The organism is Rhodococcus sp. RCBS9, from assembly GCF_029457415.1.
Classification (GTDB): domain Bacteria; phylum Actinomycetota; class Actinomycetes; order Mycobacteriales; family Mycobacteriaceae; genus Rhodococcus_F; species Rhodococcus_F qingshengii.
Window position 1 is genome coordinate 1,883,439 of the sequence record NZ_CP120422.1, and the last position, 25,761, is coordinate 1,909,199.

Consider the following 25,761-nt stretch of genomic DNA (forward strand, 5'->3'; position numbering starts at 1 on the left):
ACTGGTGGATCGGAGCCGGAAGTCGATAATGAGGGCTTGAACGAGACACAACCCCACAACCTCGAACGAGAGCGCTGGCGCACGCTGCCAACTCCACCGTCGACCGAGTTGATCGAGATGGTCGGGGACGGACCTTCGAGCGCAGACTTCGACCCTGCTGCACCAGTGGCACAGCAGGGGTGAGACAGTCACGACATTCCGGTATCCCGCAGGGTGATGTTCAGCCGCCCGGACGGCAGACCTATGTCGGGACTTGCACTTCCCGCAATAACTTTCGGCACTCCGTGATATGCGAACCGAGACTCTCCACCGAAGACGAAGAGATCACCCGAATGGAGTTCGACGTCGGTGTACGGCTTGTTCCGGTTCTCGGAATTCCCGAATCGAAAGACACAACTCTGCCCGACGCTCAGTGAGACGACGGGAGCGTCGCAGCGCTCGTCCTTGTCCTGGTGCATGCCCATCCGAGCGCCCTCGTCGTAGAAATTGATCAGCGCGGTGTCCGGCGTGTACCGCTCCCCCGCAGTCGGATCATCATAGGCAGCGGCAACTGCGGCCCGGCCGAGGTCGACGAGCCAGTCAGGCACCGCTGCGACAGGCGCACCGTTCACGTCGTCGGCGGTGCGCGTGTACTTGTACGGCTGCCAATGCCAACCGAGACAGACTGTTTGCACCGACATCTTGTGCCCACCAGGGACAACAGCGGAGCGCATCGGTACGGGTGCGGTCGCCCACCGTCGGCACTCGGCCACCAAGAAGCGTTGCTGTTCGACGCTGAGCCAATCCGGAACGAGGATCGCCCCCGGCGCCACTTCCAATCGTGGCCGAGGAATCAGAGCGTTCATGGTTTCCACGCTAATCGGTTTCGAAGCATTGACACCCTCGGCATGGGCTCGTACCGTAATCAACAGGTTGGTTGATAAAGGAGATGGTTGACAAGTGATCGTGGATCCAGGGGCAGACGAGCGTCTCGACAAAGCGTTCATGGCGCTTGCCGACCCGGTACGACGGCGGATCATCGCCCGCCTGAGCTCCGGCCCCCAAACGGTCAACGAGTTGGCCGAGCCGTTCGAGATCACGAAACAGGCCATCTCCAAACATATTCAGGTACTCGAAGCCGCGGGTTTGGTCACTCGCAGCCGCGAAGCCCAGAGGCGGCCGGTACATCTCAACGCCGCAACTCTCGAGGCTTTGACCGCCTGGATCGACCGCTATCGACTGATCCACGAACAACAGTTCCGCAAGCTCGATCACCTACTCAGCACCACACAGAAGGAGACTTAGCCATGGCTACCACCAATCCCGTCACCATCACGGCTCCTGAGGGCGTGCCGTACATCGACATCACCCGCGAATTCGACGCACCCGTCAGTGCCGTCTTCGCAGCTCATTCGAATCCCGATCTGGTCAAGCAGTGGCTCGGCCCCAACGGATACGAGATGGAGATCGACGAATACGAGTTCGTGAGCGGCGGTCGATACAAGTACGTCCATCGCAACCCCGAGGGCGAAGAGTTCCGGTTCAACGGTGTATTTCACGTCGTTCGCGAGAACGACTTTGCCATCCAGACCTTCGAATACGAGGGATTTCCCGACGTCGTCAGCATCGAATCGATCACGTTCGAGGATCTGGGCAACGGACGCACCCGCCTCTCCGGCCATTCCGTATATCCGAGCCTCGAAGCGCGAGACGGAATGATCGAGAGCAATATGGAGCTCGGCGTCACCGAAGGTTACGAACGCCTGGACAAGATCGTCGCGCAACTCTGACCACCTGTTTGCCCGAACCTCCTCAGCGAAAGGCAGTTTCATGGACTGGACCCTCGAAGTAGTCATCGTTCCCGTCAGTGACCTCGACCGCTCCATCGAGTTCTACCGTGACAAGGTCGGTTTCGATCTCGACCACCACACCGTCAACGAACACATGACGGTCGCCCAGCTCACTCCGCGTGGTTCGGGCTGCTCGATCGTCATCGGGAACCTGCCGTCGCAGACCGAGATGACCCCTGGTTCGTTGAAGGGATTGCAGTTGGTCGTGGCCGACGCTGCAGCGGCTCGCCAAGAGCTCATCGGCCGCGGCGTCGATGCCAGTGAGGTCACCGTCTTCGACGAGCGTGACGGGGGCACCTTCTTCGGATTCGCCGACCCGGACGGCAATACCTGGGCTGTCCAGCAGCTGAAGGTCCGCGGCGACAAGCCGCTCATTCCGAAGGAGTACCGCGACCGCTTCGGCGCGTAGCAACTGCCTTCCAGGCTGCGTAACCTTCGGGCATGCAGACGGCACAGGGGCGATAGCCGGCCGCAATCGCGGTCGGCTCGTCCGCGAAGAACACCCGACTGGCGACATACCCGCCACGCGCGATTGCCTGCGCGGCCCCTCGACAGTCGAGTCGCCCGTAGATCTTCGTTTTCCGGTGCCCGCCAAGCACACCGGGCGTCGAACTCTCGTAGGGTTTGTTGCGAGCGTCGCGGAGAATGTACGTCTTACTCGGCATCGTGAAGCACCAATCCCAATGTTCGACGCGTACCCGAGTGCACCACGCTGACACCATGTCGCACAGGGGCTCTCGACCACCCACGAGAACTCTGCACCGGTCGATCCCGCGTGGTGAAGATCAAAGCGTGACCTTGCCCGAGAACTGTCACCGTCCCTTTCGACTGGGCGCGCGGCCGCTGTTCCACGAGCAAGAACTCGCCGCCGACGTGGTCGATGCGAGGTCTGTCGAGCCCGATCACGACTTGCAAGGGAAACAGCAACTCTCCGTACAAGTCCCGATGCAATGCATTCCAGTCACCAGGTCCGTAGGACAGAAGGATCGGGGTAGGGCGATTCTGACCGGCGTCGTGACACTGATCGATCCATTCTTCGAAAGAATCCGGCCACGGTGCACCCTCGCCCAGCTTGAACGCCCACTCCCGCGCCACGGGCAGGAGGTGTCGGTAGAAGGCGGATCGCATAGCCGTGATCGGCTCCGGTACGGGATCACCGAAGTACCGGTACTCCCCTTGGCCGAAACGGTATCGAGCCATGTCGACGGTGCTCCGGAACCGGTCGACCTCCGAGTACCAGGAAGCAATTTCGCGACATTCCGACTCGTCGAGTATCGGCGTCGTCTGGGCACACCCACTGGAGTCGATTCCCTCGATCAGCGCAGGCCAATCGAGGGATTCAACACGAGCAGACAGAGCGGTGAAGAGGTCCATACGTCGTAGACGACGCGGCGGTCAGGAATGTGAGAATGCCAGCAGCTGGTCAGCCAGATCGTTGTACGTACGGGCGATCCCGGCATAACTGAGCACGGGTTCCGGATTCCAGGTCCCGATCTTCCCCGCCTTCACCGCGGGCAAGTTGGACCACGCAGGATTGGTTCCGAGCGTATCCAGTTGCAAACTGGACGGGCGATCGTCGAGGAAGATCATGTCGGCCGGATAGTGGTCCGCCATCTCCCAAGCCAGTTTCTCGACGTAGACCGACGATCCCGCGGCCGGATCGACGACGGCAAGGCCCAATCCCGCCAGATCTGCAAGGATCGGGAATCCCGAACGACTGACACGAATCGTGTCCGGATCTGCGGACGCGAACAAAACCTGTGAATTATTCAGCGAAGAAGCAACTTCGGAGATCCGTGCACGCGCAGCGTCGTATTCTTTTCGCTGAGCCTCCATATCCTGGTCCGCCCCGAGTTCCACGGCGAGTTCCACGATCTCTTGCACGGTTCGGTCGATGGTTCCTGCTGCCGTTTCCACGAACAGTACTGTCGACAAGCCTTTCACCGCATCCAAGTTCGCCTCGTCGAGTAGTGCCGAACCACGCAGCTGAGGGACTATGACGACGTCCGGCTCCAGCGAAGCGATCTTCTCGAGTTCCACTTGTCCCCAGAGCTGCCCGACCATGTCGGTCTTCGCGAAATCCAAATTGCCGGAGATGCTGGTGTCCGTTGATCCCGGCGATCGTGTCAGTGCCCCGAAAACTCCGACAGGCACCAGTCCGTAATCCCACAGAGCACCCGCGATACCGGTGTAGGTGACAAATGTCCTTGGTGGTGAATCCAATTCGATCAGATTGTCGCGATCGTCGGTGAAGGACCAGCCTGCGTCGCCTTCGCCCCCGGCGTCTGCGTCCGAACGCGAGCAACCGGCCGCTGCCAGCGCAGCAGCCAATCCTGCTGCAGCGCCGAGGAACCTGCGGCGATTCCAGTCCATCTCGATACGCCGGTGCGGTCGTGGAGTGAACAGCGTGGTCATGTGTGTGCCCTTTCGGCGATTGGTTGAACTGTTTCAGGAGTTGACGAACGAGAAAAGAGAAGGATCGACACCAAACCCGTGAGCATTCCGACGCCGGCACAGAAGACCAACGGCCACAGCAAGGCGAACTCGTCCGGACCGACGAAGAGCGAGCCGCACAACGCAATTCCGACGGCAAGCCCGAATTGACGCGACGAGTTGGCTGTTGCCGAAGCCGTCCCGGCGCGCTCTGCCGGGGCGTCCGACATCGCGGCACCCGGCAGCACCGGCGACACCATCGCCGAACCGACACCGGTCAGAATCAGCCCGGCGATCAGTGCGGGCCAGACCGGCTCGGCGAGAACGTACAGCATGGCCACGCAACCGATTCCGCAAAGGATCGTCCCGAATCCGAGCGACAGTCGAAGGTCGACGCGCTGAAGCCGTGATCCACACAAGGCCGATACGAAGACAAAAGCGAGCGGTTGAATCGAGAGCACGAGTGCGGCCGCCGATGCCGACAGTTCCAGCCCGTTCTGCAGCCACAGTGAAAGGACTACGAGCGGGCCGTAGGCCGCGAGGTAGTACCCGAAAGCAGCGACGAGGACGCCGTCGAATTTCAGGGATCGGAACAATGCCGGATCGAGCATCGGACTGCTGCCTCGACGCTGCCAGCACACAAACGCCGTCAGCGCACCGATTGCGATCAGGAAGGCAAGAGCTGTCGACGACGAAGCCCACCCGATGTCGCCGCCCCACGTCACGCCGAGAACCGCGGCAACGGCAGCGAGGGTGAACAAAACGATTCCGGCCCAGTCGATGTTGTCGTCGCCGCGCTCACTGTCGGCGAAACAGAACACAGCCATTGCGAGCGCCACTGCGGCCACGGGGATTCCGAAATAGAAGACCGCACGCCAGTCGAAGAACTGCGTCAGCAGCCCTCCTGCAACGTTGCCGATTCCCGCCGCCAATCCAGCGACGGCACCCCACGCGGCAAAAGCCACGTGCCGATCGCGGCCCGAATATGCCTCGCCGAGCAGAGGCAGGAGTGTCGCGAACATCGCCGCACCGGCAATTCCTTGCGCGCCGCGAGCAACGACCAGAACCGTGACGTCCGGAGCAATCGCGCACACGGCCGTTGCAACCAGGAACACGACCAGTCCGCAGATGTAGAGGCGTTTGCGTCCCCACGCATCGCCGAGTGCGCCCATGCCCACAAGAAGCGCGGCAAGAGCCAGCGTGTAGGCGTCGACGACCCATGACATCGCGCCCGTACTGCCGTCCAAACCGACTGCGATGGCCGGCACCGCGATCGTTGTGATCGTGGCGTACGTCAGTAACAGGAAAGTTCCGATGCATGCGGCGATGAGCGGCAGCCATCGTCGTGCCGACATGGTCAACCTCCAGGTAGGGCGGTAAGTGCGCCCTAACTATGAAGGTTCAAGTGAACTTGAAGTCAAGCGCCGCTTCGACACGAATGTCGAGCTGCTCGAGCAACCACGGGCACTGCATCGGACGCTCTTGCCGACACGTCAGGTGATGCTCGAGTATCAGTTTCGCTCGGTTGGCTGCGGATATCTGCGCCTCGAGCGTCGACACTTGATCTGCGAGAACCGTGGAGAACTGCTCGGACGTGGTGTCGGTTTCGATGAAGGACCGCACCTGCTCCAAGGACATTCCCGTCTCGGTGTACATCCGGATCAATGCCAGCCGTCGCAGCTCACGCTGCCCGTACCAGCGTTTGCCGCCAGTTCGCGACCGCGCGGACAGCAGTCCTTCGTCCTCGTAATACCGCAAGGTCGACGCCGCGATTCCGAACGATTTTGCAACCTCGCCGATCGGGATCAAGTGCTCACGCATTCACCGATCGTAGGCTGAATGCGTAGGCGGTTCCGGCAGTTATGTGTGACTTGGCATACTGACTAACGGAAGGGGTCGCGTAAGTGATCTCACGGCAAAATGCTGGATGCGCTCGTTGAACGAGGGAGAGCTGTGCTGGATCCAACGCGACCTGTCGGGCCGTACTCGTCAGGAGTGCCCGCCACTGCCCTCGAAGTCCGCATGCCGGACCTCGAACGCTTCGGCCTCGCCCAGTTGTGGCGTTCCGCGATCATCGCCGTCGTGTTGTCCACGTCGATCATGCTGGCACTGATCGTGTGGCCTTTCCGCAAGCGTGGCCGCACCTGGGCAGACGCTGCTTCCGACGGGATGGTCGACGGCTTCATCGCGCTGGGGCCCACCTTCGTCAAGCTCGGCCAACTGGTCGCGTCGTCGTCCGGCCTGTTCCCGGCCCCCGTCGCCAATGCATGCCTACGCTGCCTCGACGATGTTCCGTCTTTCCCGGCCGAGCAGGCCAGAAGCGTCGTGCAGAAGGACCTCGGTTACTCCGTAGACGACCTGTTCGCGAAATTCGACGACGTACCTCTCGCGGCCGCATCGGTAGCGCAGGTACACGCGTGCGTTCTGCACGATGGCCGCGAGGCCGTCATCAAGATCCAGCGTCCGGACATCTATGCGCGGATGCTGATCGACCTGCGGGCGGCGTACTGGGGCGCGAACATCCTCGAGAAATTTGTCGAGTTCCTTCGAATTGCCAATGCCACCGCCATCATTCGCGATCTGCACAACGCCACGATGACGGAATTGAACAGCGCGGTCGAGGCCGACCGGCAGACCACATTCCGGAACAACATCAGCGCATTCGGTGACAACAAAGGAGTCACGACACCGGAGGTGTACTGGGACTACTGTGGTCCCCGCGTCATCTGTATGGAACGCATGCGCGGCGTTCCACTGGATCGGTTCGTCGCCGGTCCGGACGGCATCGACGAAGCCCGCATGCTGATCCGGCGCGGAGTGAAGGTCTGGCTCGAATCAGTCATCGTTCACGGTCCGTTCCACGGAGATGTCCACGCGGGAAATTTGTGGGTCCTCGACGACGGCCGGATAGCGATGCTCGACTTCGGCATCGTCGGCGTCCTTCCCGAGACCTGGAGATCCATCCTTTCCGACATGTTCCGAGCCACCCTCATCGACGGTGATTTCGCCCGTGTCGCCCGCGGAATTCGATCCTTGGGATATGCAACCGACTACGAGGTCGACGACGATCAGCTCGGTATGCAGGTCGCAACGGCCCTGGCCCCGATTCTCGGCCGTGACCTGGGTGAACTCAAGCTCAGTGAATTGATCATGGCACTGATTCAGTTGGGCAAGCAGTGGGGCGTTGCGAGTCCCGAGGAATTGGTTCTTTTCGGTAAACAACTCGGATACTTCGAACGATATGCGACGGCTTTGGCACCTGGTTGGGTGATCGGACAAGACCTTTATCTGTTCAAGAACGTTTTTCCAGAGGCAGTCGCCGAAAAGGTGCAGGAACTCGGCATCACCATGCCCGACGAATAAATTTGTCCCCTATTTCCTTATTCTGCATTTCGTCTGTCGGGGTTAGCCTGTAGTGACCCACTGGCCGAGGAGCAAATGTGCAGCCACTTTCTGTAGCCCTCCCGCAAGCGTCGACAGGTCCGAGGAATAACGGGCCGAGTGTCGGCACCACCCTCGGCGCCCTCATGCATTCCACGGACAAGTCCGTGATCGAACTTCTGGAAAGCCCGGACGGACTCGATGTCGAAATCCGTTCGATCGCCCTCGTCGAGTCCTCCGATATCGACGGCACCGACAGCCGTGGTGCGATCTCCGACATTTACCTTCCCGTGGGAGTTCCCGAATCGACGTTGACGCAGTGGCTGCGAAAGTTCGAAGGCAGGCCGGCGAGGCGTCGTCCGAAGCTCTTGCTCGTCAAGAATGCGCGCGCGGCGACAACGCTTCTCACCGCCGCACGCAACATCGGAATCGCAGTGGCCGCGGTACATCCGCAGGCTAGTTCCGGACACGTCTATTCACTCGTACAACGACTTCTGACACAGAGCATGTACCGTTCGCGGGCCGTCTCAGGAGCTGTGGCCGGTGGCGATTCGGATCTGTTCGCGCTCTCGGAGACGATCGCCGAATTGACCGGCGGACTCGTGACGATCGACGACACGGCACTCCATGTCATCGCATATTCAGCTGCTCACGAAGGTGAAGACGAACTCCGTCAGCTCTCCATACTGGGCCGGGAGTGGCCGATCGAATACACCGAATGGATAGAGCGCAGAGGCGTGTTCGAGCATCTCAGGCGATCGGACGAGGTCATCAGTCTGCCCTCCGAGCCGAGCATCGGAGCCGCGCACAGGTTGGCTGTGAGCATCACCCGCCCGGACCTGTCAGCGCCGACGGGTTCTGTTGCACACCAACACAATCTCGGCAGCATCTGGGTGCAGCGCGCCTCTGAACCTCTTTCCGACGACGCCCAAGCGGTATTGCGGGGTGCAGCGGCAGTCGCCGCACGCATTCTCATGCGAACCTTGGACGCCTCCAGCCGCGAGAATGCCCAATTGCAAAGGCTGTTCGGCGTTCGCTCCGGCGGAGTCGACATGCACTCGCTGGCCGGCTCCTTCGGCATCAACACCGACGGACCGTCTGCGGTCATCGGATTTGCGACATCACTCGCGCCCGGATCGAATCTCGATCGAATCACCAACGCCTTGCGCCTGCGCGCCAGCGCATTCCGCAGCGACGCGGTCACAACGATCATCGACAACCGGATCTACGTGCTGTTTCCTCAGGCCGAACACGAGGTCGCGATCAGCGACTGGGCTTACGACACCGTGCGAGTAGTCGAGGCCCGTGCGGGCATCAGCGTGCGCGCCGCCGTCGCGGTCCCGATCGCGCGATTGCACGGCGTACCCGAGGCGCGTCGAGAAGTGGACCGCGTGCTCGATACCACCGATGATCACGAAACCTCGAAGGTCACCACACTCGCGGCGTCACGCACCGCGGTGTTGCTGGGCGAGATACTCGACCTCGTTGCTGATCACGAGCGATTGCGAGACCCTCGTATCGACAGACTCGTCTCCTACGACGACAAGAACACCTCTGACATGCAGTTCACGCTCACGGCCTACCTGACAGCTTTCGGGGATGTGAAGAAGGCCGCCTCGTCTCTGAAAGTACATCCGAACACGCTGCGCTACCGCATTCGGCGCGCTGAACAGATCATGGGCATTTCGTTGGACGAGCCGGATACGCGACTGCTCACCGAACTGCAACTCGCCATCTTGGGACGCACCCCGGACGAGTCTGAAAGATACGAAACGTCCGATCAGTGAGATAGGCCTCGAGCCCGTCCTGAACTCTCGAGTAGACAACTGAGGAAGCCGAAGAACAACTCTTACCTCAGGAGATACCTTGCGCACTCGTGGAGCCGTCATTCGCCAAGCACCAGGCACATACGAGGTGGTCGATCTCGAACTCGATTCACCCCGCAGCGGCGAACTCACTGTCAAAATGGTCGCCTCAGGCCTGTGCCACTCGGACGATCACATCGCCAGCGGCGACCACGGAGTCGGCCGCTACCCCATCTGCGGCGGACACGAAGGCGCCGGAATCGTCGTCGAGGTCGGGCCGAACACGGAAGGATGGTCCGAGGGCGATCATGTCGTGTTCTCGTTCCTCGCCGCCTGCGGCCGTTGCCGTTGGTGTGCAAGCGGAATCCAGAACCTCTGCGACAACGGCGCCGCCATCATGACTGGCAGCAGACCCGGCGAAACCTCGAGTTACAGAATGTCTCTCGACGGTCAGCCCGTCGCACAAACCTGCGGCCTGTCCACCTTCAGTGAATACACCACGGTCAGCACTCTCTCGGCTGTGAAAGTCGACAAGCACCTGCCACTCGACGCTTTGTGTCTGCTCGGCTGCGGCGTCGGAACCGGTTGGGGCGCCGCGGTCAACTCCGCTCAGGTGTATCCCGGGCAGACTGTCATCGTCATGGGCGTCGGCGGAATCGGAATCAACGCGGTGCAGGGCGCCTCGCATGCCGGCGCCGCCCACGTGATCGCGGTGGATCCGGTTGCGTTCAAGCGCGACAGTGCATTGAAGTTGGGCGCCACCCACGCCGTGGCCACCATGGAGGAAGCCACCGACATAGCGCACTCGTTCACCAACGGCCAGGGCGCGGATTCGGCCATCGTCACCGTCGGCGTGACCACCGGAGAACATGTCGCGCAGGCATTCTCGTCGATCCGCAAGGCAGGAACCTGCGTGGTCACCGGCCTCGGGAAGATGACGGACGTCGGAATTCCCGTGAGCCTGATGGAACTCACGCTGTACCAGAAGAGAATTCAGGGATCCCTGTTCGGTGCATCCAATCCCACCGCCGACATTCCCTGGATGATCGATCTCTACACCAGCGGCAAGCTCGAACTCGAAGGACTGATCACCAACCGGTACACCCTCGACCAGATCAACGACGGTTTCGCCGACATGCATGCCGGTCGCAACCTCCGTGGAATCATCGCCTTCTGAGCGAGTTCTCTCCGGACTTTCGATCGAGAGCAAGTCCGGAGAGATCCTCACTACAGCTTCACCAGGCGTTCATGGTGTCGAGGATTTGTCCTCTGGCCATCCACAATTCAGCAGACCAATACGGCCACGAGTGAATTCCGGCGGGCGGAAAGCTGTACGTCGCTGGGATTCCCAAGGATTTCAGGCGAATTTCGAATGCACGCGCGTGCACCCACGAGAGCGCCTCGAGCCCCATACCCGTCGCCGTGTGGAAGTAATCGATCGGCGCAGAGGGATGATCGTACGGTCCCGGGATGCCGTTGGACGACGAAATGTACATCGACAGTCCGCGAAGCGATTCCGCGTTGACGAACGGGTCGTTGCGAAGCCATCCGGATGACCACGGCGGGCCCCACATCGAATCGACGTTGTACCGGCCGGCGTCGAACATGGCTACGCGGATCGCTTCACGCATACCCGGACCCGAGATATTGATGTAGCCGGACAGCGAGCCGGCGAACTTGAACTGATCCCGATGATGCCCCGCCAGGTTCAACGCGGCACTGCCGCCCATCGACAACCCGATGATCGCATTGTTGGTTGGTGAAACGCCATACCCTGCAAGGAAGTCCGGAAGCTCGCGGGTGAGGAACGTTTCCCACCTGTACGTTATCGGCTGAGCGTTGAAATTGGACGGCGCGTACCAATCCGTGTAGAAACTCGACTCACCGCCGACCGGCATCACCAACGTGATGTTGTCATTGCGGTACTGATCGAGTGCGTTCGTTTCGAAACTCCAAGCATTTCTGTCGTTTTGCGCGCGAAGACCGTCGAGCAGGTACAACGCGGCGTTGCCACCGCGCGCGGCCCACTGCACCTGAACCTTGATGTTTCCCATCGAAGACGGGACCCACAACTCGTCGTACCCACCCCATGGCGCCGAGCGCGCCGGAGTAGCACTCGCAGCGGTCGGACCGAACATACCGCCGAGCAGGAATATCGACAACAACGCCGCTACGAGCACCCGCACCCGCCGTGTATTGCGTTCGGGCAACGTGAATCTGATTCTCTGCAAGGTTGTGTCTTTCCCCGAAACTGCGCATCAAGAAACTCGCTTCGGTAAGTGCATCGTCGGTTCCACTGTCGACGTGTTTGTCCCTTTCCGGGGGCTCCGGTGTTACAAAGTCGAGGTCATCGCAACAATCGGACAACTGTCGTGCCGAGCGAATCCAGGTGGCGAAAAGCACAATTCACGAAGCACGCTGAATGCGCTCACTCAGCCGAGTGACGAAGCGATCGCATCACGACCTGCGGCAGCACACGCTTGGTCCTGCATTCCGTCTGGAGCGCCACCGACACCGATACCGGCGATCGACCCGGCTCCAGCCTTCAATGTGACTCCACCTGCAAGGAAGAGAGTGCCGGGAAGGTCGGCGATGGTTGATCCTTCGCCTTTGGTACGCTGCGAGAGGTCACTGGTGTCGGCTCCGAAAGCTGCAGAGGTGTATGCCTTCTCGCGTGAGGCTTCCACCGTGTGCTGGGCTGCGTTGTCGCCGCGCACCATGGCGATGACATTTCCCGCACGGTCTACGACGGAGACGGTGACGAAGCCGAGACCGTCGGCGCGGCATTTCGCCAGGGCCGCACCAGCAGCCTTCACTGCTGCGTCGGCACTGAGTCGATTCTGAGTGACAATCGCCGAATCGCCGGTCGCAGCAGGCTGCTGCGTAGCAGAAATCGACGTCGTGCTCGATGCGTTCGCCACCGGTGTTTCGGTGGTCGAGCACGCGGCGCTGGCAAGGATTGCGACAACCGGAACGGCGACAGCGAGCGTACGGGGAAGTCGTGTGTAAATGCGGTGGTTCATATCGGGCACACTTTCAGTCGAATGATTCGAAACCGTCCACTACAGCGTCGCGTCCGGGTGCGGGTGCGCACATCGGGCGCTCGGGTGACGAACCGTGCCCCCTACAGCTACCCGGATATCATCCGAATGGTTGATACGACGGCCTGGCGCCCTCCGTAACATTCGAGGGATGAGTAACGGAGCCATGAACGCCGACGCCGAACGCGGCCTACGCGGCCCGTTGGCGTATGCGATCCACGCGTCGTTCTTCGTACTGCTGTCTACATCGGGAGTTCGGTACGTCACAGTCCACGGGACCAGCGGTCGGTTCGGGGTGGTACTCGTCCTGGCCGTGGTCCTCGCCCTGCTCTACGCCGTCATGGCCACGGTGTCCTCGCGAGATGTGGTTCGCCAACGGCTGTGGATGTGGCCGGTACTGAGCGCATGGGCAGCGCTGGTCTGGCTTGCCCCGAGTTTCGCGTGGTGTGCGTTTCCCGTTCTCTTCCTTTGCATTCGTCTGTATCCGAGCAAGATCGCCTACCCCCTCGTCGGGATCCTGGGCGTCCTCGCCGGTATCGCGTTCTACCGGGTCACCGGTCGTGCCGAATTGGTGACACTTCTCGGGCCGCTGTGCACCGCGGCACTGGTCGCGGCCGCGTACGGGCAGATGGAACGAGATGCCCGAGAACGCCTTCGGCTTCTGCGTCAGGTAGCAGAAGCGCAATCTGCATTGGCAGATACCGAACGCGCTGCCGGCGTTGCCGCTGAGCGAGAGCGCCTCGCGCGCGAAATCCACGACACCGTTACCCAGGGACTGGCGAGCGCCCTTCTACGGCTCGAGGCAGCCGAACAAACGTGGAATACAACGGGTTCGCCGTCTCGAGCCGATGTCGATGCCGCAGCAGAGAACATCCGAACCAGCTTGATGCAGAGTCGCGACCTCGTCCACGATCTGGCGCCGACCAAGGGCGGTACGGGCGACTTCGACGCCTTGGTCGTGGCCGCCGCCCGCCAGTTCGTCCCGGCCGTTCGGATCCGCACCGTCGGTGAAGCCGTCATCTTGCCCTCGGACGTAGCTCATGCCGTCGTGCGAGTGGTCTCGAGCGCGTCCTCCAACATCGCCCGCCACGCTCGCGCCGAAACGGCGGGCGTGACGATCACGTATCTCGACCACTCCGTCTCCGTAGACATCTTCGACGACGGCGTCGGCTTCGATCCGGGAAAGCTCGCCGACCATTCTCGGTACGGTGGATACGGCCTGCGTGCGATGCGAAGCCGCGTCGCACAGCTCGGCGGATCGTTCACCGTGGAAAGTGCACCGGGAGACGGCACCGTCGTCGCGGCCCAGTTCCCTCTCGAACGGAGGATCCGGTGACCACCACCATTCGCGTGTTCCTCGTCGACGATCATCTGGTCGTGCGAGCCGGGCTGAGAGCGCTGCTGAACACTCAGCCGGACGTCGAAGTAGTAGGCGAAGCATCGTCCGGCGAGGAGGCGGCCACGGCGATACCGTCGGCCTCACCGGATCTGGTGATGATGGATCTGGACATGGGCACCGGCATGCACGGTGCAGAAGCGATCAAACGCCTGCGAAGCGACGGTGTCGATGTTCCCGTACTGGTTTTCACGACGTATGACACCGACGCCGACGTCGTGCGGGCCGTGGACGCCGGTGCCATCGGTTACCTACTCAAGGACTCGACTCCTGACGAGATCTTCGGCGCGGTGCGCGGCGCGGTAGCCGGGCGCAGCGTTCTCTCTCCCACTGTGGCCTCTCGTCTTGTCCAGCAGATGCAGCGCCCGCAGGAAGCGCTCACCGCCCGTGAGTCCGAACTGCTCAGCCTGCTCGCCGAGGGGATGACCAACCGCGAGCTGGGTAAGGCACTCTTCATCAGCGAAGCGACGGTGAAAACCCATCTTGGGCACATCTACGCCAAGCTCGGCGTCGATACCCGCTCTGCCGCAGTGTCCGTCGCACTACGTCGCGACGGAATACGCTGACCTCGGTGGCGGCCGAACAGCTCAGCCGCCCATCGCCTTACGCACTCCGTCGATCAGTTCGAGGAATTCAGCCTTGGGAGCAAAGTCGACATACTCCGAGTCGTCGATCGCTCCGGGAACGTGACCGGGTGCCCAGTAGAACACGTCGCCGGCATCGTAGGTTTGCCGACCTGCTTCGGAATCTGTGTAGATCCTTCCTTTCAAGACGTATCCGTAGTGCGGACATTGACAGCGCCCGCCTTCCAATTGTGCGAACGGTTCGGCGAAGTCTGCACCAGCAGGAATTTTGACGAAGTTGACGATCATGTCGCCTTCTTCTCGCATCCGCAATTCGAATTCGCCGTCCTGCAACACGATGGGAAGATCGTGAGCCGAGATGGTGTGCATCGGAGTACCTTTCGACTTCAGAAGGGGAAGGTCTGCGCCGCTGGCCGGCTGGTTCGCCACTGCCAGGTGGTGAATTCGTCCCAACTGCTTTGAGTTCCGAATCTCGCGCCGTTTCCGGAGGCACCCGTGCCACCGAATGGTGCATAGGCATCGTTGTTCAAAGTCTGATCGTTGATGTGCACGATGCCGGTACGCAGTCGGTCCGCGATCCGCTCGCCGCGTTCAACCGATCCTGTTTGAATGGCAGCAACCAGACCGTATTCGCTGTCATTGGCCGACCTGACTGCCTCGTCTTCGTCCTTGACGATCACGACGGGCGCCACGGGCCCGAAGATTTCTTCACGGAACGCGGGCATGTCCGAGGTGACTCCGGCCAGGACGGTCGGCTGATAGAAGAGCCCTTCGTATGTTCCACCGGCGCGGATTTCGGCGCCGGCCGCCTTGGTGCCCTGGACGATTCGATCGACGTTCGCAATCTGCCGCGCGTTGATGAGCGGTCCGAGAGCGACGTCGCCTGTATTGGGATCCCCGACCGGCAGGACCGCTGCGCGCTTGGCCAGCAGGTCCAGGTACTGATCGGCGACCGATTCCAACACGATGTGGCGGCCTGCGGTCATGCAGACCTGCCCCTGATGCAGGAACGAACCCCACGCGCCCGCCGAGCTCGCGGCATCCAGGTCTGCGTCGTCGAGGACGATCAGCGCATTGTTCCCACCCAGTTCCAGCGAGACACGCTTGAGCGTGCGACCGGCAGTTGCCCCGACCTGACGGCCGACGGCGGTCGAACCCGTGAAGGACACCATCGCGATGCTCGGGCTCTCGCACAATGCCTGACCAGGTTCCGCGTCACCGGCGAGCACATGCAGGAGGCCTTCGGGAAGACCTGCGGACGTGAACAATTCCGCGATGACCGCACCCCCGCTGATCGCGGTTTGAACATCCGGCTTGAGAACGACGCCATTTCCGAGCGCCAAGGCGGGGGCGACAGCGCGCATGGCGAGGAGAAGCGGGAAATTCCACGGGCTGATCACGCCGACCACACCCAGGGGCACCCGGCGACCGATGCTCGTGCGCCCCTCCTGGCTGGCGGGCAGAAGGTGCCCGAACGGCTGTGTCGGCAGTGCCGAGGCTTCCCACAGTTCGGAGATGACAAGATCAACTTCGAATGCGGCTTTCCCTGGTACGGAACCACCTTCACGGATCAACCAGCGCTCCACCTCGGCTCGCTCGGCTTCCAAAATCTGCGCTGCCTTACGGATCACCGAAGCGCGAGCCTGCCCGATCGTCGCCGCCCACGCCGGCTGCGCGGCCGACGCGATGTGTGCCGCTCGATCGATATCCGCAGCAGTCGCCGTGCCGATCACCCCGAGCACCTCGCCGGTAGCCGGTTCGAGCGACTCGACGGTGTCACCGCCTCCGTCGATCCATTGGCCGTCGAAAATCTTTCCGTGCCATTGCTGATGAGCGAGCAGATTCGTCATGCTTTCCTCGATTCGTAGCTTTCGCTGCGGTCCTCGCTGTTCGTGGACCTGAGCTCTTCGCGAGCCTGAAAAAGCGATCTGAAACACACTCTGCCCCGGTATTCGGGCTCCCAGTTGTCGTGATCGGACACGTTTGTTGTTCGGATGCGACAGATCAGTGACGTTCGCGGGCGTTCGGATCAGGCGAGTTACGTACTTCCGACGGCGCCGCACCGAATTCCGCTTTGAACGCACGCGAAAACGCTGGTGCGTCATGGAAACACCATCGTGCGGCCAGGATGGAGATCGAATGATCCCGCAGTGAGACGTCGGTGAGATCGCGGCGTACGCGGATCAACCGTTCGCGGCGAATCAGCGCACTGAGGGTCAGATCCCCGTCACCGAAGTGACGCTGAACGGTTCGCGGCGACAGGTGCAACGCACCGGCGATCGACGCGACCGAGAGGTCTGGTGAGTCGAGATTCCGAAGCGCATATCGCAAGATCTCCTCTCGCGTCGCACGTCCGGGTGTCGCGGGCGCAGATCCTTGCATCAGAACTGCCGAAGCGAGATTGACTCCAGCATCTCCGAGAAGCCCGGCTGCGCTGCCGTCGACCTGGGATGCAACAGCGCCCGAGATGAAATTTTCCAGCAATGCACCGGACCCACGCCGACCGTCGTGGGTGCGCTCGAGCGCGCAATTCAGTTCTCGCTCGGTCAGACTCACCGCACTGCGCGGTAGGGTCATGACGGTGCACGACCAGTGACCGTCGAAACGCAGCGCGTACGAATGCTCGACGTCGTAGAGAATCATCGCGCCGGGCGGGGCCGTCAACTCGCGGTCCGATTGGCGCAGTATCGCGCTCCCGGTTCGGACCGTGCAGATCTTGAGCAGATCACTACCGTGTCGCTTTGCTGCGCGTGCGCTCCGCCGCAGTATCTGCGGTGAACCGGAGATGTCGAAAGCGCCTACGTCCCCGAGACTTACGCCGCTGACCGTACCGACAGGCGCGGCATCGACGAAACTCTCGGGGCACAGGCCACCGAAGGTCTCCGACATCTCGCAGTGCCACTGCTGCACAGATTCCGGCAGGCTCGGAGGCGTGGCAGACACGGCAGACATGGCGGGCTACTTGATCGAAGATCCGTGCTGCGTCAACGGCATGACCTCGATGGTCATGTACGGGAACAGGGGCAGTTTCCAGAGAATCTCATGGAGTTCGTCAGCCGACTCGACATCGAAGATGCTGATGTTGCTGAACTGTCCCACAATTCGCCACAGATGCACCCACTTTCCCTGTCGCTGAAGGTCTTGCGAGTACGCCTTCTCCGTTGCGACGGTATCGGCGCGTACTTCCGGATCCAGGTCGCGCGGAATATCGACGTCCATCCGAACGTGAAAGAGTGCCATGTTCTTCTATCCTCTAGTTCCTGGTCCAGGTCTTGACGGCGTCCATGTTCAGTTCGACTCCCAGGCCAGGTCCGGCGGGGAGGTGCAACTGACCCTCGGAATACTTCAGGGGTTCCTGAAGCAACTCTTCACTGAAGAGCAGTGGGCCGAAAAGCTCTGTTCCGAAGTTGATTCCGGGCTCGGCGCACGCGAAGTGCAACGAAGCGGCCGTGCCGATCGGGCCTTCGATGGACGTCGCACCGTGGCACGCGATACCGGCGGCCTTGGCAATCGCGACGATGTCGCGGCTGCGCTGGAGGCCACCACATTTGGTGGTCTTGAGGGCGATGACATCGGCGGCGCTCCGGCGGGCGATTTCCAGAGCGTCGTGTGGGGTCTGCACACTCTCGTCGGCCATGATCGGAATCGGTAGAAGCCCACTGAGTTCGGCGAGGACCTCGATTTGGTCTGCCGGAGTGGGTTGTTCGATCAGTTCGACTCCACCCTCGGCGAGTTGCGGCAAGTACCGCAGGGCAGTGAAGCGATCCCACCGTGCGTTGACGTCGACACGGACTCCGGCGTGGCCGTCCAGCGCCTGCGCGATGCTGACGATGCGCGCGACGTCGACCGCCGGATCGAGTGCTCCCATTTTCAGTTTGAAGCTGAAATTGAGCCGGGATTCGAGCTTTTCGTGAGCTTCTTCGATGATCTCGTCCGCCGGCGCAGCACCCAGTGCCCACGTGACGTCGACACTCTCGCGGAAAGCCCCGCCGAGGAGCGTGTGCACGGGGACTCCCAGGCTACGCGCCCAGGCGTCGTGCAACGCCACGTCGACGGCGGCCTTCGCGAATCGTGCATTGGCAACAACTTTTTCGATGTCGGCCATGATCGCGGTGATGTGATCCACGCGCCTGCCGACCACCACGGGAGCGATGTACTTCTCGATGATGACCTGCATCGTCTCCACCGATTCGCCACCCCACCACGGCCCGCCCGGAACGACTCCTTCGCCGTATCCGATCACCCCGTCGGAGGTGCGAATCGCGACCAGCAACAACGGCTGCGCCGTCATCGACGTGGTGGCGAACTTGTGGGGGCGAACCAGCGGAACGTCGAGGATGGTCGTCTCGATGGAGACGATCGACAGGTCTGTCATCAAATCACTTTCTTCAGAGCAGTTGTGGATCAGGCCGGATCGAGCACGAAGTCGTATGTGACCCGGTTGGTTCCGTCGGCACCTGGCTTCGGATCGAGAATCAGTTCGGGCTTCGTCGCCGTTGCCACGTCGTTCTCGATCCACTCTCCATCCTTGAAATAGAGCTGGGTGGTGATGGTGCGCTTACCGGGAGCCTTCACCATGAGGTGCAGGTGAGCCGGACGCCACGGGTGCCAGCCGGCCTTCTCGATGAACCAGCCGGTGGGGCCGTCGGTCGGGATCTGGTACGGCGCAGGCTGAATCGTGGTGATCTCGAAGCGTCCCTCGTCGTCGGCGACGATCGTTCCGCGGAGGTTGCCGTCGGGGATGTGCGGCGCGAAATGGGAGTAGTAGCCCTCGTCGTCCGCGTGCCAGAGTTCGACGGTTGCACCGCCCAACCCCTTGCCGTCGAGATCGCGAACCTGGCCCTCGAAGACCAGCTTCGATCCAACCTCGTTGTCACGCATCGGAAGTTCACACTTGGCAGGCAACGTCTTGGCATCGGCAACGTAGTACGGGCCCTCGATGCTTCCCTTGGTGCCGTGCTGACCGCGGTACGCGACCTCCTCGACGTTGTGCTCGAGGAAGACGTCCAGCCACAGGGGCCACTCGCCGAACTGGCCGATGTCGATGAGCCACTGCTTGAGGACGCGGTACTCGGGGTAGGTGATGCCGTGCTTGTCGATGACGCCTGCGAGTGCCTCGAGCACGTCCTTGGCGATGGCCGAGACGCGTTCGGGCGGGGTGTCCGCGCTGACTCGTTCCTGGAGGAACTTGTCGGTGGCGGCAGTACCCGAACCTACTGCGGTGGGGCTCTCGGAAGTGGTCATGTGGTCCTCCTCGGGGCCGTATGTGGTTGTTACCGGGTGGGTGCCGTACTGCTGGGCTGCGTCGGCTCCCCAAGTTTGGGTTGTACGCGCTGCGTACATCTGTTACGCTGTGCGTACGCTTGTACTGTGCGCCCAGTCACAAGGTTTGTCAACCTTCGAAGGCGCCGATCGGGCATACCCGCAGATGAAAGGCCATTCCGTGAGCGAGAACGATCGCGATTACATCCAGAGCATCGAGCGTGGATTTGCTGTGCTGACGGCCTTCGACGAGAAGAACCCCAACCCGTCGCTCGCCGATCTTGCCGCCGAAACGGGTCTCTCCCGCCCAGCGGTCCGGCGCATCCTCCTCACGCTGCAGAAGCTCGGATACGTCACCGGCAACAACAGTCGGTGGTCGCTCACCCCACGCGTTCTGAGCATCGGGCAGCACTTCTCGGCATCACATGCCTTGACGGAGGCGGCGCTCCCTCGTCTGTTGGAGATCGCAGAACACACCCACGAGTCGGCGTCGCTCGGGGTGCTCGACGGTGTCGACGTGGTCTACGCCGCGCGTGTACCCGTCCGGCGGATCATGAGCATCAACGTCAGCGTCGGCACCCGAGTGCCTGCATATGCCACCTCCATGGGTCGAGCCCTGCTAGCCTGGGCGCCAACCGAAATCGTCGACAACGTCATCGCGAACTCCACGTTCGACGCCCTCACACCCACCACGATCACCGACGAAGGCACATTCCATACCGCCCTCCGGGTGGTGCGCGAACAGGGATACGCGCTCACATCGGAGGAACTGGAAGACGGCCTGATTTCCCTCGCTGCTCCCGTCCGCGACGCCGGTGGAAGCGTCGTCGGAGTGACAGCGTGTTCGACCTCGGCCGGACGAACATCCCCGGAAGCTTTCCGCGCCGACGTCGCGCCTTTCCTCGTCGAAAAGGCGAACCAACTCAGCGCGGACATGGGGTACCGAAGCTAGCGCCTCAACACCTCGGAAGGCAGCAATCCGTACTTACGCCGAAACGACGACGCGAACCGTCCGGTGTGCGTGAAACCCCATCTCACAGCGACATCGGTGACCGTCGTCGAGTCGTCGGCATCCACCAGATCTGCATGGACCCGCTCGAGACGGATGTCGAGCAGGCATTCCGACGGACTCCGGCCCACGTACTGCCGAAATCCCTCCTGCAATCTCCGTACGCTGACGCCCGCCACCTCCGCCATCTCGGCTGCGGTCCACACGCGGGCCGGGTCGTCGTGCATCTCGTCGAGCACCCGCTTGACGATGCGTGGCCTGGCGTGTCGCACCGCGTCCTCGCTTTCGGGCATTGCGGCAAGGACGAATGCCGTGACCACGGCGCCGGAGAGCTGACCTGCCACCAGTTCGTTGTGCAGCACGCCGACCGGGCCGAGTATCTGATCCGACAGTGAGCGAACAAATTTCAGCCATCTGGCTCCGTCGTCCCCCCGAAGATCCACCTGATCAGGCAAGTGCATTCCGGGTCGACCGAGAACCTTTTCCATCTCACGGTCGAGGTACTGACGGTCCATCCGGACTCCGACGATCTCGCAGTCCGCACTCCACCGCGTAATTCTTGTCGTGATGTCGGGTGGACATACCGTCGCAACACCCTGCGTCGAGAGCACGTGCGAGCCCGCGAACACCGACTCGAGCTCGCCCGAGAGCGGGATGTTCACCCCATAGGCACCGGGATGATCGGATTCGACGGCGACGTCTGCTCCCCACCGAATATGAGCGATCCTCAGCGGTCCCAACTCGGTGGTGCACACCCCGACTCCACTGGCCGCATGCCGAGACAACGGCGTCAGCGTGTGCGGAAAGTAGGCGTCCGAAACCGCATGACACGCCTCGTCCCAGTCGCGGGGAGCTGTACCGATCATGGAGTCGACCATCGTCCTTCTTCACCTTCCAAACCCGTGACCAGCCACATTGCCGAGCAAGGGCGCTGAACATCATTGAACACTGTGTCCCCGGTCACTTCCAAGAGAAAACGGGTACGGGCCGCGATCGGGTGCGCAATCCGGATAGCCACCGCGCTGTACGGATCGACCGAAGCCTGCGCCCGCCGTACGTTCGTCTTCACTCCCGGCGCGAGTCGCCCACTACTTCCCTCCCGCACTTCGCGGCACTCTCACTCAACCGCCATCCGACAAGGAGGTCCGGTCATGGAACAAAATCAGCTTCGAGGAATCTTCGGTCAATTCGCGAGCGGCGTCACCGTCATCACCTGTACCAATGCCGACGGTCAACCACACGGAGCCACGGTCACCGCATTCACGGCCATTTCCCTGGAACCACGGCTGTGCCAGATCACGATGACTCGCAAGTCCAAGGCGTGCGGCTACCTCGGCAACGCGCCGTTTGCGGTCAACATCCTTGCCTCCGACCAAGTGGACACGGCCATGCATTTTGCCGGCCGACCGCAGCGCACCGAACCGAGGTGGATCGACGGACCGACCGCTCCCCTGCTCGACGGCGCCGCAGCAACCATCTCGTGCGTCCCGTGGAGGGAGTACGACGGCGGTGACCACATCATCTTCATCGGCGAGATCGTCGACGCTCAGTCGAGTGGCAAGGATCCGCTTCTGTTCTACCGAAGCACTTTTCACGATCTAGGCGCTACCTCGTCGACCACAGTCTGGAACGGAAGTCAGGACGACCCCCACAGCGGCTGGTTCGACGCCACCACTTCGTTCACCCCGATTCATCTTCAGCCCGCACCCCAAACGATCTGAAAGGCTTTGCCATGACGACCACCGAAATTCCTCCCACCGGCGTCGATCCCGCAGATTCCGGAGCGCCACAGGTCAATCCGGCCGCCGACTGCGAAGCCAACCGTACGAAGAACTTCGCCACCCGACCGATGACCGGTGACGAGTACATCTCGAGCCTGCAGGACGGCCGCGAGATCTGGCTTCACGGTGATCGCGTCAAGGACGTCACGACGCACCCCGCGTTCCGGAATCCGATCCGCATGACCGCGAGGCTGTACGACGCTCTGCATACGGGCGAGCACGTGGACGCCTTGACCGTTCCGACGGACACGGGCAACGGCGGTGTCACCATGCCGTTCTTCCGCACTCCGACGTCGTCGGCCGATCTGCTCAAGGAACGCGATGCCATAGCGACGTGGGCTCGTATGACCTACGGCTGGATGGGCCGTTCCCCCGACTACAAGGCGAGTTTCCTGGGCACCCTCCACGCCAACAAGGAGTTGTACGCACCGTTCCAGGACAACGCCGAACGCTGGTACCGCGAATCGCAGGAGAAAGTTCTGTACTGGAACCACGCGATCATCAATCCCCCGGTGGATCGCCAACTTCCACCGGACGAGGTCGGTGACGTCTTCATGAAGGTGGAGAAGGAAACCGACGCAGGTTTGATCGTCAGCGGCGCCAAAGTGGTCGCCACCGGATCGGCGATCACGAACTACAACTTCATCGCTCACTACGGTCTGCCGATCAAGAAGAAGCAGTTCGCCCTGATCTGCACGGTACCGATGGACGCGCCGGGTGTGAAGCTGATCTGCCGCACCTCGTACACCGAACATGCTGCGGTGATGGGCAGTCCGTTCGATTATCCGCTGTCGAGTCGCATGGACGAGAACGACACCATCTTCGTCTTCGACAAGGTGTTGGTTCCGTGGGAAAACGTCTTCATGTACGGCGACGTCGACCGGATCAACGCATTCTTCCCTCAATCAGGCTTCCTGCCGCGCTTCACCTTTCAGGGCTGCACTCGCCTGGCCGTCAAGCTCGACTTCATCGCCGGACTGTTGATGAAGGCACTCGAAGCCACCGGCGCCGGCGGCTTCCGCGGAGTCCAGACCCGTGTCGGTGAGGTGATCGGGTGGCGAAACCTCTTCTGGTCGTTGACCGAATCGATGGCACGCGATCCCGAACAGTGGGTCGGCGATTCGGTGATCCCGAAGCTCGAGTACGGCCTCACCTATCGAATGTTCATGATCCAGGGGTACCCGCGGATCAAGGAGATCATCGAACAGGACGTCGCGTCGGGCTTGATCTACCTGCCTTCGAGTTCACTCGACTTCAAGAGCCCGGACGTGCGTCCGTACCTCGACAAGTACGTTCGCGGTTCCGACGGCATCACCGCCGTCGACCGCGTGAAAGTCATGAAGGCGCTGTGGGATTCGATCGGGACCGAGTTCGGCGGCCGACACGAACTCTACGAGCGCAACTACTCCGGCAATCACGAGAACGTCAAAGCCGAACTGCTGTTCGCAGCCCAGAATCGTGGACACGCAAGTTCCATGAAGGGACTGGCCGAGCAGTGCTTGAGTGAATACGACCTCGACGGCTGGACGGTCCCTGACCTCATCGGCAACGACGACGTCTCGTTCTTCAAGAACCGGTAATCCCCTCGGCAGGTAGGGCGGACTCGCGATGTCGAGTCCGCCCTGCTCGTCGTCTTCAGCAGGCATGGCCCATCAGCAGAATTCGACGAACACTGCACCCTTGGTCAGGACTAGGCAATTGCCTAGTGTGACCCGAGACACACGATGTCAAGGTGAATTCAGTACCGGACGCAGCCCCGTCCGGAAAGCGGGTCCCACCGATTTGGTCCGACAGCCCTCGGCTTTCTCGGTAGGCGCCCACTCTTATCTGGAGGACACCCATGACGGATATGTTGGATGCTGCCCGCGGCACCGACCAGTTCGCGAACATCCGCGCCGCCCTCGACGACGCGCTCGTCGAGGACCCGGAGACCGGCCGCTACCAGGTGCGGCGCAGCGTCTTCACGGACGAGCAACTGTTCGAACTCGAGATGACGCACATCTTCGAAGGCAATTGGATCTACCTCGCGCACGAGAGCCAGATCCCGAACGTCGGCGACTACTTCACCACCTACATGGGCCGTCAGCCCATCGTGATCACCCGCAACAAGGACGGCGAATTGGGTGCGCTGATCAACGCATGCAGCCACCGCGGTGCGATGCTCTGTCGCCGTAAGACCGACAACCGAACCACCTTCACCTGCCCGTTCCACGGCTGGACCTTCAACAACAGCGGAAAACTCCTCAAGGCCAAGGACGCTCGCACCGGTGGCTATCCGGAGCAGTTCAACAAAGACGGCTCACACGACCTGACCAGGGTGGCGCGGTTCGAGAACTATCGCGGCTTCCTCTTCGGCAGCCTCAACCCCGACGTGCTGCCACTCGAAGAGCACCTCGGTGACACCACGAAGGTCATCGACATGATCGTCGATCAGTCACCTGACGGACTCGAAGTTCTGCGCGGTGCATCCACCTACACCTACGACGGCAACTGGAAGTTGCAGACCGAGAACGGTGCCGACGGCTACCACGTGTCTTCGACGCACTGGAACTACGCCGCTACCACCGCTCGCCGCACCGCCGGTGAATCGTCCAACGAGACCAAAGCCATGGACGCCGGCACCTGGGGGAAGCAGGGCGGTGGATACTTCTCCTACGACTACGGCCACCTCCTGCTCTGGATGTGGTGGGGCAATCCCGAGGACCGACCCCTGTTCGAACGCAAAGCAGAACTGGAGGCTCAGTTCGGTTCCAAGAAGGCCGAATTCATGGTCGGTGCGTCGAGAAACCTCTGCCTGTATCCGAACGTCTACCTCATGGATCAGTTCAGCAGCCAGATCCGGCACTTCCGTCCGATCTCCGTGGACCAGACCGAAGTCACCATCTACTGCATCGCGCCCAAGGGAGAGAGCGCCGAAGCGCGCAGCAACCGCATCCGTCAGTACGAGGACTTCTTCAATGCCAGCGGTATGGCCACCCCGGACGATCTCGAAGAGTTCCGTTCCTGCCAGAAGACCTACCAGGCAGCCGGCGCCCCGTGGAACGACCTCAGCCGTGGCGTCACACACCAGATTCCCGGTCCGAACGACGTCGCGAAGGATCTCGGCATGAATCGTGTGCTCTCGAGCGGAGCCAAGACCGAGGACGAAGGCTTGTATCCCATTCAGCACGGGTACTGGCGCGACGCCATGCTTGCGGCCGTAGATGCCGAGCAAGCCGCTTCCAACCGGACCATCTGAGG

The 25,761-nt window shown here is 61.7% G+C and carries 28 protein-coding genes; 13 read left to right on the forward strand and 15 right to left on the reverse strand.

The genetic code is table 11. The annotated features are described in order from the left end of the window. Positions 1–36 precede the first annotated feature (36 nt). Positions 37–183, forward strand: a complete 147-nt coding sequence (locus P0M12_RS09005; protein ID WP_020723613.1) for a hypothetical protein — start codon at positions 37–39, stop codon at positions 181–183. 5 nt (positions 184–188) lie between these two features. On the opposite strand, the gene P0M12_RS09010 is transcribed toward P0M12_RS09005, so the two are convergent. Then, positions 189–845 (reverse strand): alpha-ketoglutarate-dependent dioxygenase AlkB, encoded by a 657-nt coding sequence (locus tag P0M12_RS09010; protein WP_037128920.1) that lies wholly within the window; start codon positions 843–845, stop codon positions 189–191. A gap of 94 nt (positions 846–939) precedes the next feature. Between P0M12_RS09010 and P0M12_RS09015 the strand changes: the two genes are divergently transcribed. Genes P0M12_RS09015 through P0M12_RS09025 form a run of 3 tightly spaced genes read left to right on the forward strand, consistent with a single transcriptional unit; the run spans position 940 to position 2,238 of the window. After that, positions 940–1,284, forward strand: coding sequence for a metalloregulator ArsR/SmtB family transcription factor (locus tag P0M12_RS09015; protein ID WP_277377604.1), 345 nt, complete (start codon positions 940–942; stop codon positions 1,282–1,284). Positions 1,285–1,286: 2 nt separating this feature from the next. Then, on the forward strand, positions 1,287–1,769 hold the full coding sequence (locus P0M12_RS09020; protein WP_003940319.1) for an SRPBCC family protein: 483 nt from the start codon (positions 1,287–1,289) through the stop codon (positions 1,767–1,769). A gap of 40 nt (positions 1,770–1,809) precedes the next feature. Continuing rightward, entirely contained in the window at positions 1,810–2,238 is a 429-nt protein-coding gene (locus P0M12_RS09025) for a VOC family protein (protein ID WP_007729747.1), read from the forward strand. Here the strand turns inward: P0M12_RS09025 and P0M12_RS09030 are convergent. The 5 genes from P0M12_RS09030 to P0M12_RS09050 are packed head-to-tail and all read right to left on the reverse strand — an operon-like array spanning position 2,201 to position 6,083. Then, positions 2,201–2,494, reverse strand: a complete 294-nt coding sequence (locus P0M12_RS09030; protein ID WP_007729748.1) for an Ada metal-binding domain-containing protein — start codon at positions 2,492–2,494, stop codon at positions 2,201–2,203. The genes P0M12_RS09025 and P0M12_RS09030 overlap by 38 nt on opposite strands. Next, positions 2,484–3,203 (reverse strand): 2OG-Fe(II) oxygenase, encoded by a 720-nt coding sequence (locus tag P0M12_RS09035; RefSeq protein WP_042925149.1) that lies wholly within the window; start codon positions 3,201–3,203, stop codon positions 2,484–2,486. The genes P0M12_RS09030 and P0M12_RS09035 overlap by 11 nt, the downstream gene beginning before the upstream one ends. 21 nt (positions 3,204–3,224) lie before the next feature. Next, complete coding sequence (locus P0M12_RS09040) at positions 3,225–4,244, reverse strand: ABC transporter substrate-binding protein (RefSeq protein WP_042925153.1); 1,020 nt, start codon at positions 4,242–4,244, stop codon at positions 3,225–3,227. Further along, positions 4,241–5,617 (reverse strand): MFS transporter, encoded by a 1,377-nt coding sequence (locus P0M12_RS09045; protein ID WP_277377605.1) that lies wholly within the window; start codon positions 5,615–5,617, stop codon positions 4,241–4,243. The genes P0M12_RS09040 and P0M12_RS09045 overlap by 4 nt, the downstream gene beginning before the upstream one ends. Positions 5,618–5,663: 46 nt before the next feature. Further along, positions 5,664–6,083: a MerR family transcriptional regulator gene (locus P0M12_RS09050; RefSeq protein ID WP_277377606.1), complete on the reverse strand. Its 420-nt coding sequence runs from the start codon at positions 6,081–6,083 to the stop codon at positions 5,664–5,666. Positions 6,084–6,215: 132 nt separating this feature from the next. On the opposite strand from P0M12_RS09050, the gene P0M12_RS09055 reads away from it, so the two are divergent. The 3 genes from P0M12_RS09055 (at position 6,216) to P0M12_RS09065 (ending at position 10,625) form a co-directional block, all read left to right on the forward strand. Further along, the gene (locus P0M12_RS09055) at positions 6,216–7,625 is read left to right on the forward strand and encodes an AarF/UbiB family protein (protein ID WP_003940433.1); all 1,410 of its coding nucleotides are present in this window, start codon (positions 6,216–6,218) and stop codon (positions 7,623–7,625) included. 77 nt (positions 7,626–7,702) lie between these two features. Next, positions 7,703–9,430: a helix-turn-helix domain-containing protein gene (locus P0M12_RS09060; protein WP_269610762.1), complete on the forward strand. Its 1,728-nt coding sequence runs from the start codon at positions 7,703–7,705 to the stop codon at positions 9,428–9,430. 79 nt (positions 9,431–9,509) lie between these two features. Then, a complete protein-coding gene (locus P0M12_RS09065) occupies positions 9,510–10,625 on the forward strand; it encodes an NDMA-dependent alcohol dehydrogenase (RefSeq protein ID WP_277377607.1) in 1,116 nt (371 codons plus the stop codon). A 58-nt stretch (positions 10,626–10,683) separates the two neighbouring features. Here P0M12_RS09065 and P0M12_RS09070 read toward each other — a convergent pair whose 3' ends face one another. Together P0M12_RS09070 and P0M12_RS09075 are read right to left on the reverse strand one after the other, a co-directional pair. Further along, entirely contained in the window at positions 10,684–11,610 is a 927-nt protein-coding gene (locus tag P0M12_RS09070; protein ID WP_306671697.1) for an alpha/beta hydrolase family protein, read from the reverse strand. 270 nt (positions 11,611–11,880) lie between these two features. After that, on the reverse strand, positions 11,881–12,471 hold the full coding sequence (locus P0M12_RS09075; protein WP_058226663.1) for a heme-binding protein: 591 nt from the start codon (positions 12,469–12,471) through the stop codon (positions 11,881–11,883). A 184-nt stretch (positions 12,472–12,655) separates the two neighbouring features. On the opposite strand from P0M12_RS09075, the gene P0M12_RS09080 reads away from it, so the two are divergent. Beyond that, positions 12,656–13,825 carry a histidine kinase gene (locus P0M12_RS09080; RefSeq protein ID WP_030536467.1) on the forward strand — a complete coding sequence of 390 codons (1,170 nt, stop codon included), beginning with the start codon at positions 12,656–12,658 and terminating at the stop codon, positions 13,823–13,825. Continuing rightward, positions 13,822–14,451 carry a response regulator transcription factor gene (locus tag P0M12_RS09085; RefSeq protein WP_007729766.1) on the forward strand — a complete coding sequence of 210 codons (630 nt, stop codon included), beginning with the start codon at positions 13,822–13,824 and terminating at the stop codon, positions 14,449–14,451. The genes P0M12_RS09080 and P0M12_RS09085 overlap by 4 nt, the downstream gene beginning before the upstream one ends. Positions 14,452–14,472: 21 nt before the next feature. Here P0M12_RS09085 and P0M12_RS09090 read toward each other — a convergent pair whose 3' ends face one another. The 6 genes from P0M12_RS09090 to catA all read right to left on the reverse strand — a co-directional run bounded on the left by P0M12_RS09090 (position 14,473) and on the right by catA (position 19,713). After that, on the reverse strand, positions 14,473–14,838 hold the full coding sequence (locus P0M12_RS09090) for a hypothetical protein (protein ID WP_003939951.1): 366 nt from the start codon (positions 14,836–14,838) through the stop codon (positions 14,473–14,475). Between the two features lie 17 nt (positions 14,839–14,855). Then, complete coding sequence (locus P0M12_RS09095) at positions 14,856–16,319, reverse strand: benzaldehyde dehydrogenase (RefSeq protein ID WP_065351504.1); 1,464 nt, start codon at positions 16,317–16,319, stop codon at positions 14,856–14,858. Positions 16,320–16,473: 154 nt separating this feature from the next. Continuing rightward, positions 16,474–17,421, reverse strand: coding sequence for a helix-turn-helix domain-containing protein (locus tag P0M12_RS09100; RefSeq protein WP_192712157.1), 948 nt, complete (start codon positions 17,419–17,421; stop codon positions 16,474–16,476). 6 nt (positions 17,422–17,427) lie between these two features. Next, complete coding sequence (gene catC, locus P0M12_RS09105; protein ID WP_007729770.1) at positions 17,428–17,709, reverse strand: muconolactone Delta-isomerase; 282 nt, start codon at positions 17,707–17,709, stop codon at positions 17,428–17,430. Between the two features lie 13 nt (positions 17,710–17,722). After that, entirely contained in the window at positions 17,723–18,844 is a 1,122-nt protein-coding gene (locus tag P0M12_RS09110; protein WP_277377608.1) for a muconate/chloromuconate family cycloisomerase, read from the reverse strand. 29 nt (positions 18,845–18,873) lie between these two features. Beyond that, positions 18,874–19,713 carry a catechol 1,2-dioxygenase gene (gene catA, locus P0M12_RS09115; protein ID WP_003940427.1) on the reverse strand — a complete coding sequence of 280 codons (840 nt, stop codon included), beginning with the start codon at positions 19,711–19,713 and terminating at the stop codon, positions 18,874–18,876. Positions 19,714–19,912: 199 nt separating this feature from the next. Here catA and P0M12_RS09120 point away from each other — a divergent pair, with 199 nt between their 5' ends. Further along, positions 19,913–20,683, forward strand: coding sequence for an IclR family transcriptional regulator (locus tag P0M12_RS09120; RefSeq protein WP_042447244.1), 771 nt, complete (start codon positions 19,913–19,915; stop codon positions 20,681–20,683). Here P0M12_RS09120 and P0M12_RS09125 read toward each other — a convergent pair. After that, on the reverse strand, positions 20,680–21,618 hold the full coding sequence (locus tag P0M12_RS09125; protein ID WP_007729772.1) for an AraC family transcriptional regulator: 939 nt from the start codon (positions 21,616–21,618) through the stop codon (positions 20,680–20,682). The genes P0M12_RS09120 and P0M12_RS09125 overlap by 4 nt on opposite strands. A 273-nt stretch (positions 21,619–21,891) precedes the next feature. On the opposite strand from P0M12_RS09125, the gene P0M12_RS09130 reads away from it, so the two are divergent. From P0M12_RS09130 to benA, 3 genes are all read left to right on the forward strand, one after another. Beyond that, on the forward strand, positions 21,892–22,461 hold the full coding sequence (locus P0M12_RS09130) for a flavin reductase family protein (RefSeq protein WP_007729773.1): 570 nt from the start codon (positions 21,892–21,894) through the stop codon (positions 22,459–22,461). An 11-nt stretch (positions 22,462–22,472) separates the two neighbouring features. Next, the gene (locus P0M12_RS09135) at positions 22,473–24,101 is read left to right on the forward strand and encodes a 4-hydroxyphenylacetate 3-hydroxylase N-terminal domain-containing protein (RefSeq protein WP_003939685.1); all 1,629 of its coding nucleotides are present in this window, start codon (positions 22,473–22,475) and stop codon (positions 24,099–24,101) included. A 260-nt stretch (positions 24,102–24,361) separates the two neighbouring features. After that, positions 24,362–25,759 (forward strand): benzoate 1,2-dioxygenase large subunit, encoded by a 1,398-nt coding sequence (gene benA / locus P0M12_RS09140; protein ID WP_042447174.1) that lies wholly within the window; start codon positions 24,362–24,364, stop codon positions 25,757–25,759. Positions 25,760–25,761 lie beyond the last annotated feature (2 nt).

Bases quoted from the DNA above. Each gene is read 5' to 3' on its own strand.
- P0M12_RS09100 (WP_192712157.1), bottom strand. From the start codon at position 17,421: ATGTCTGCCGTGTCTGCCACGCCTCCGAGCCTGCCGGAATCTGTGCAG.
- P0M12_RS09075 (WP_058226663.1), bottom strand. From the start codon at position 12,471: ATGAACCACCGCATTTACACACGACTTCCCCGTACGCTCGCTGTCGCC.
- P0M12_RS09040 (WP_042925153.1), bottom strand. From the start codon at position 4,244: ATGACCACGCTGTTCACTCCACGACCGCACCGGCGTATCGAGATGGAC.
- P0M12_RS09125 (WP_007729772.1), bottom strand. From the start codon at position 21,618: ATGGTCGACTCCATGATCGGTACAGCTCCCCGCGACTGGGACGAGGCG.
- P0M12_RS09025 (WP_007729747.1), top strand. From the start codon at position 1,810: ATGGACTGGACCCTCGAAGTAGTCATCGTTCCCGTCAGTGACCTCGAC.
- P0M12_RS09045 (WP_277377605.1), bottom strand. From the start codon at position 5,617: ATGTCGGCACGACGATGGCTGCCGCTCATCGCCGCATGCATCGGAACT.
- P0M12_RS09010 (WP_037128920.1), bottom strand. From the start codon at position 845: ATGAACGCTCTGATTCCTCGGCCACGATTGGAAGTGGCGCCGGGGGCG.
- P0M12_RS09095 (WP_065351504.1), bottom strand. From the start codon at position 16,319: ATGACGAATCTGCTCGCTCATCAGCAATGGCACGGAAAGATTTTCGAC.
- P0M12_RS09135 (WP_003939685.1), top strand. From the start codon at position 22,473: ATGACGACCACCGAAATTCCTCCCACCGGCGTCGATCCCGCAGATTCC.
- P0M12_RS09130 (WP_007729773.1), top strand. From the start codon at position 21,892: ATGGAACAAAATCAGCTTCGAGGAATCTTCGGTCAATTCGCGAGCGGC.
- P0M12_RS09080 (WP_030536467.1), top strand. From the start codon at position 12,656: ATGAACGCCGACGCCGAACGCGGCCTACGCGGCCCGTTGGCGTATGCG.
- P0M12_RS09110 (WP_277377608.1), bottom strand. From the start codon at position 18,844: ATGACAGACCTGTCGATCGTCTCCATCGAGACGACCATCCTCGACGTT.
- catC (WP_007729770.1), bottom strand. From the start codon at position 17,709: ATGGCACTCTTTCACGTTCGGATGGACGTCGATATTCCGCGCGACCTG.
- P0M12_RS09030 (WP_007729748.1), bottom strand. From the start codon at position 2,494: ATGCCGAGTAAGACGTACATTCTCCGCGACGCTCGCAACAAACCCTAC.
- catA (WP_003940427.1), bottom strand. From the start codon at position 19,713: ATGACCACTTCCGAGAGCCCCACCGCAGTAGGTTCGGGTACTGCCGCC.
- P0M12_RS09035 (WP_042925149.1), bottom strand. From the start codon at position 3,203: ATGGACCTCTTCACCGCTCTGTCTGCTCGTGTTGAATCCCTCGATTGG.
- P0M12_RS09050 (WP_277377606.1), bottom strand. From the start codon at position 6,083: ATGCGTGAGCACTTGATCCCGATCGGCGAGGTTGCAAAATCGTTCGGA.
- P0M12_RS09090 (WP_003939951.1), bottom strand. From the start codon at position 14,838: ATGCACACCATCTCGGCTCACGATCTTCCCATCGTGTTGCAGGACGGC.
- benA (WP_042447174.1), top strand. From the start codon at position 24,362: ATGACGGATATGTTGGATGCTGCCCGCGGCACCGACCAGTTCGCGAAC.
- P0M12_RS09020 (WP_003940319.1), top strand. From the start codon at position 1,287: ATGGCTACCACCAATCCCGTCACCATCACGGCTCCTGAGGGCGTGCCG.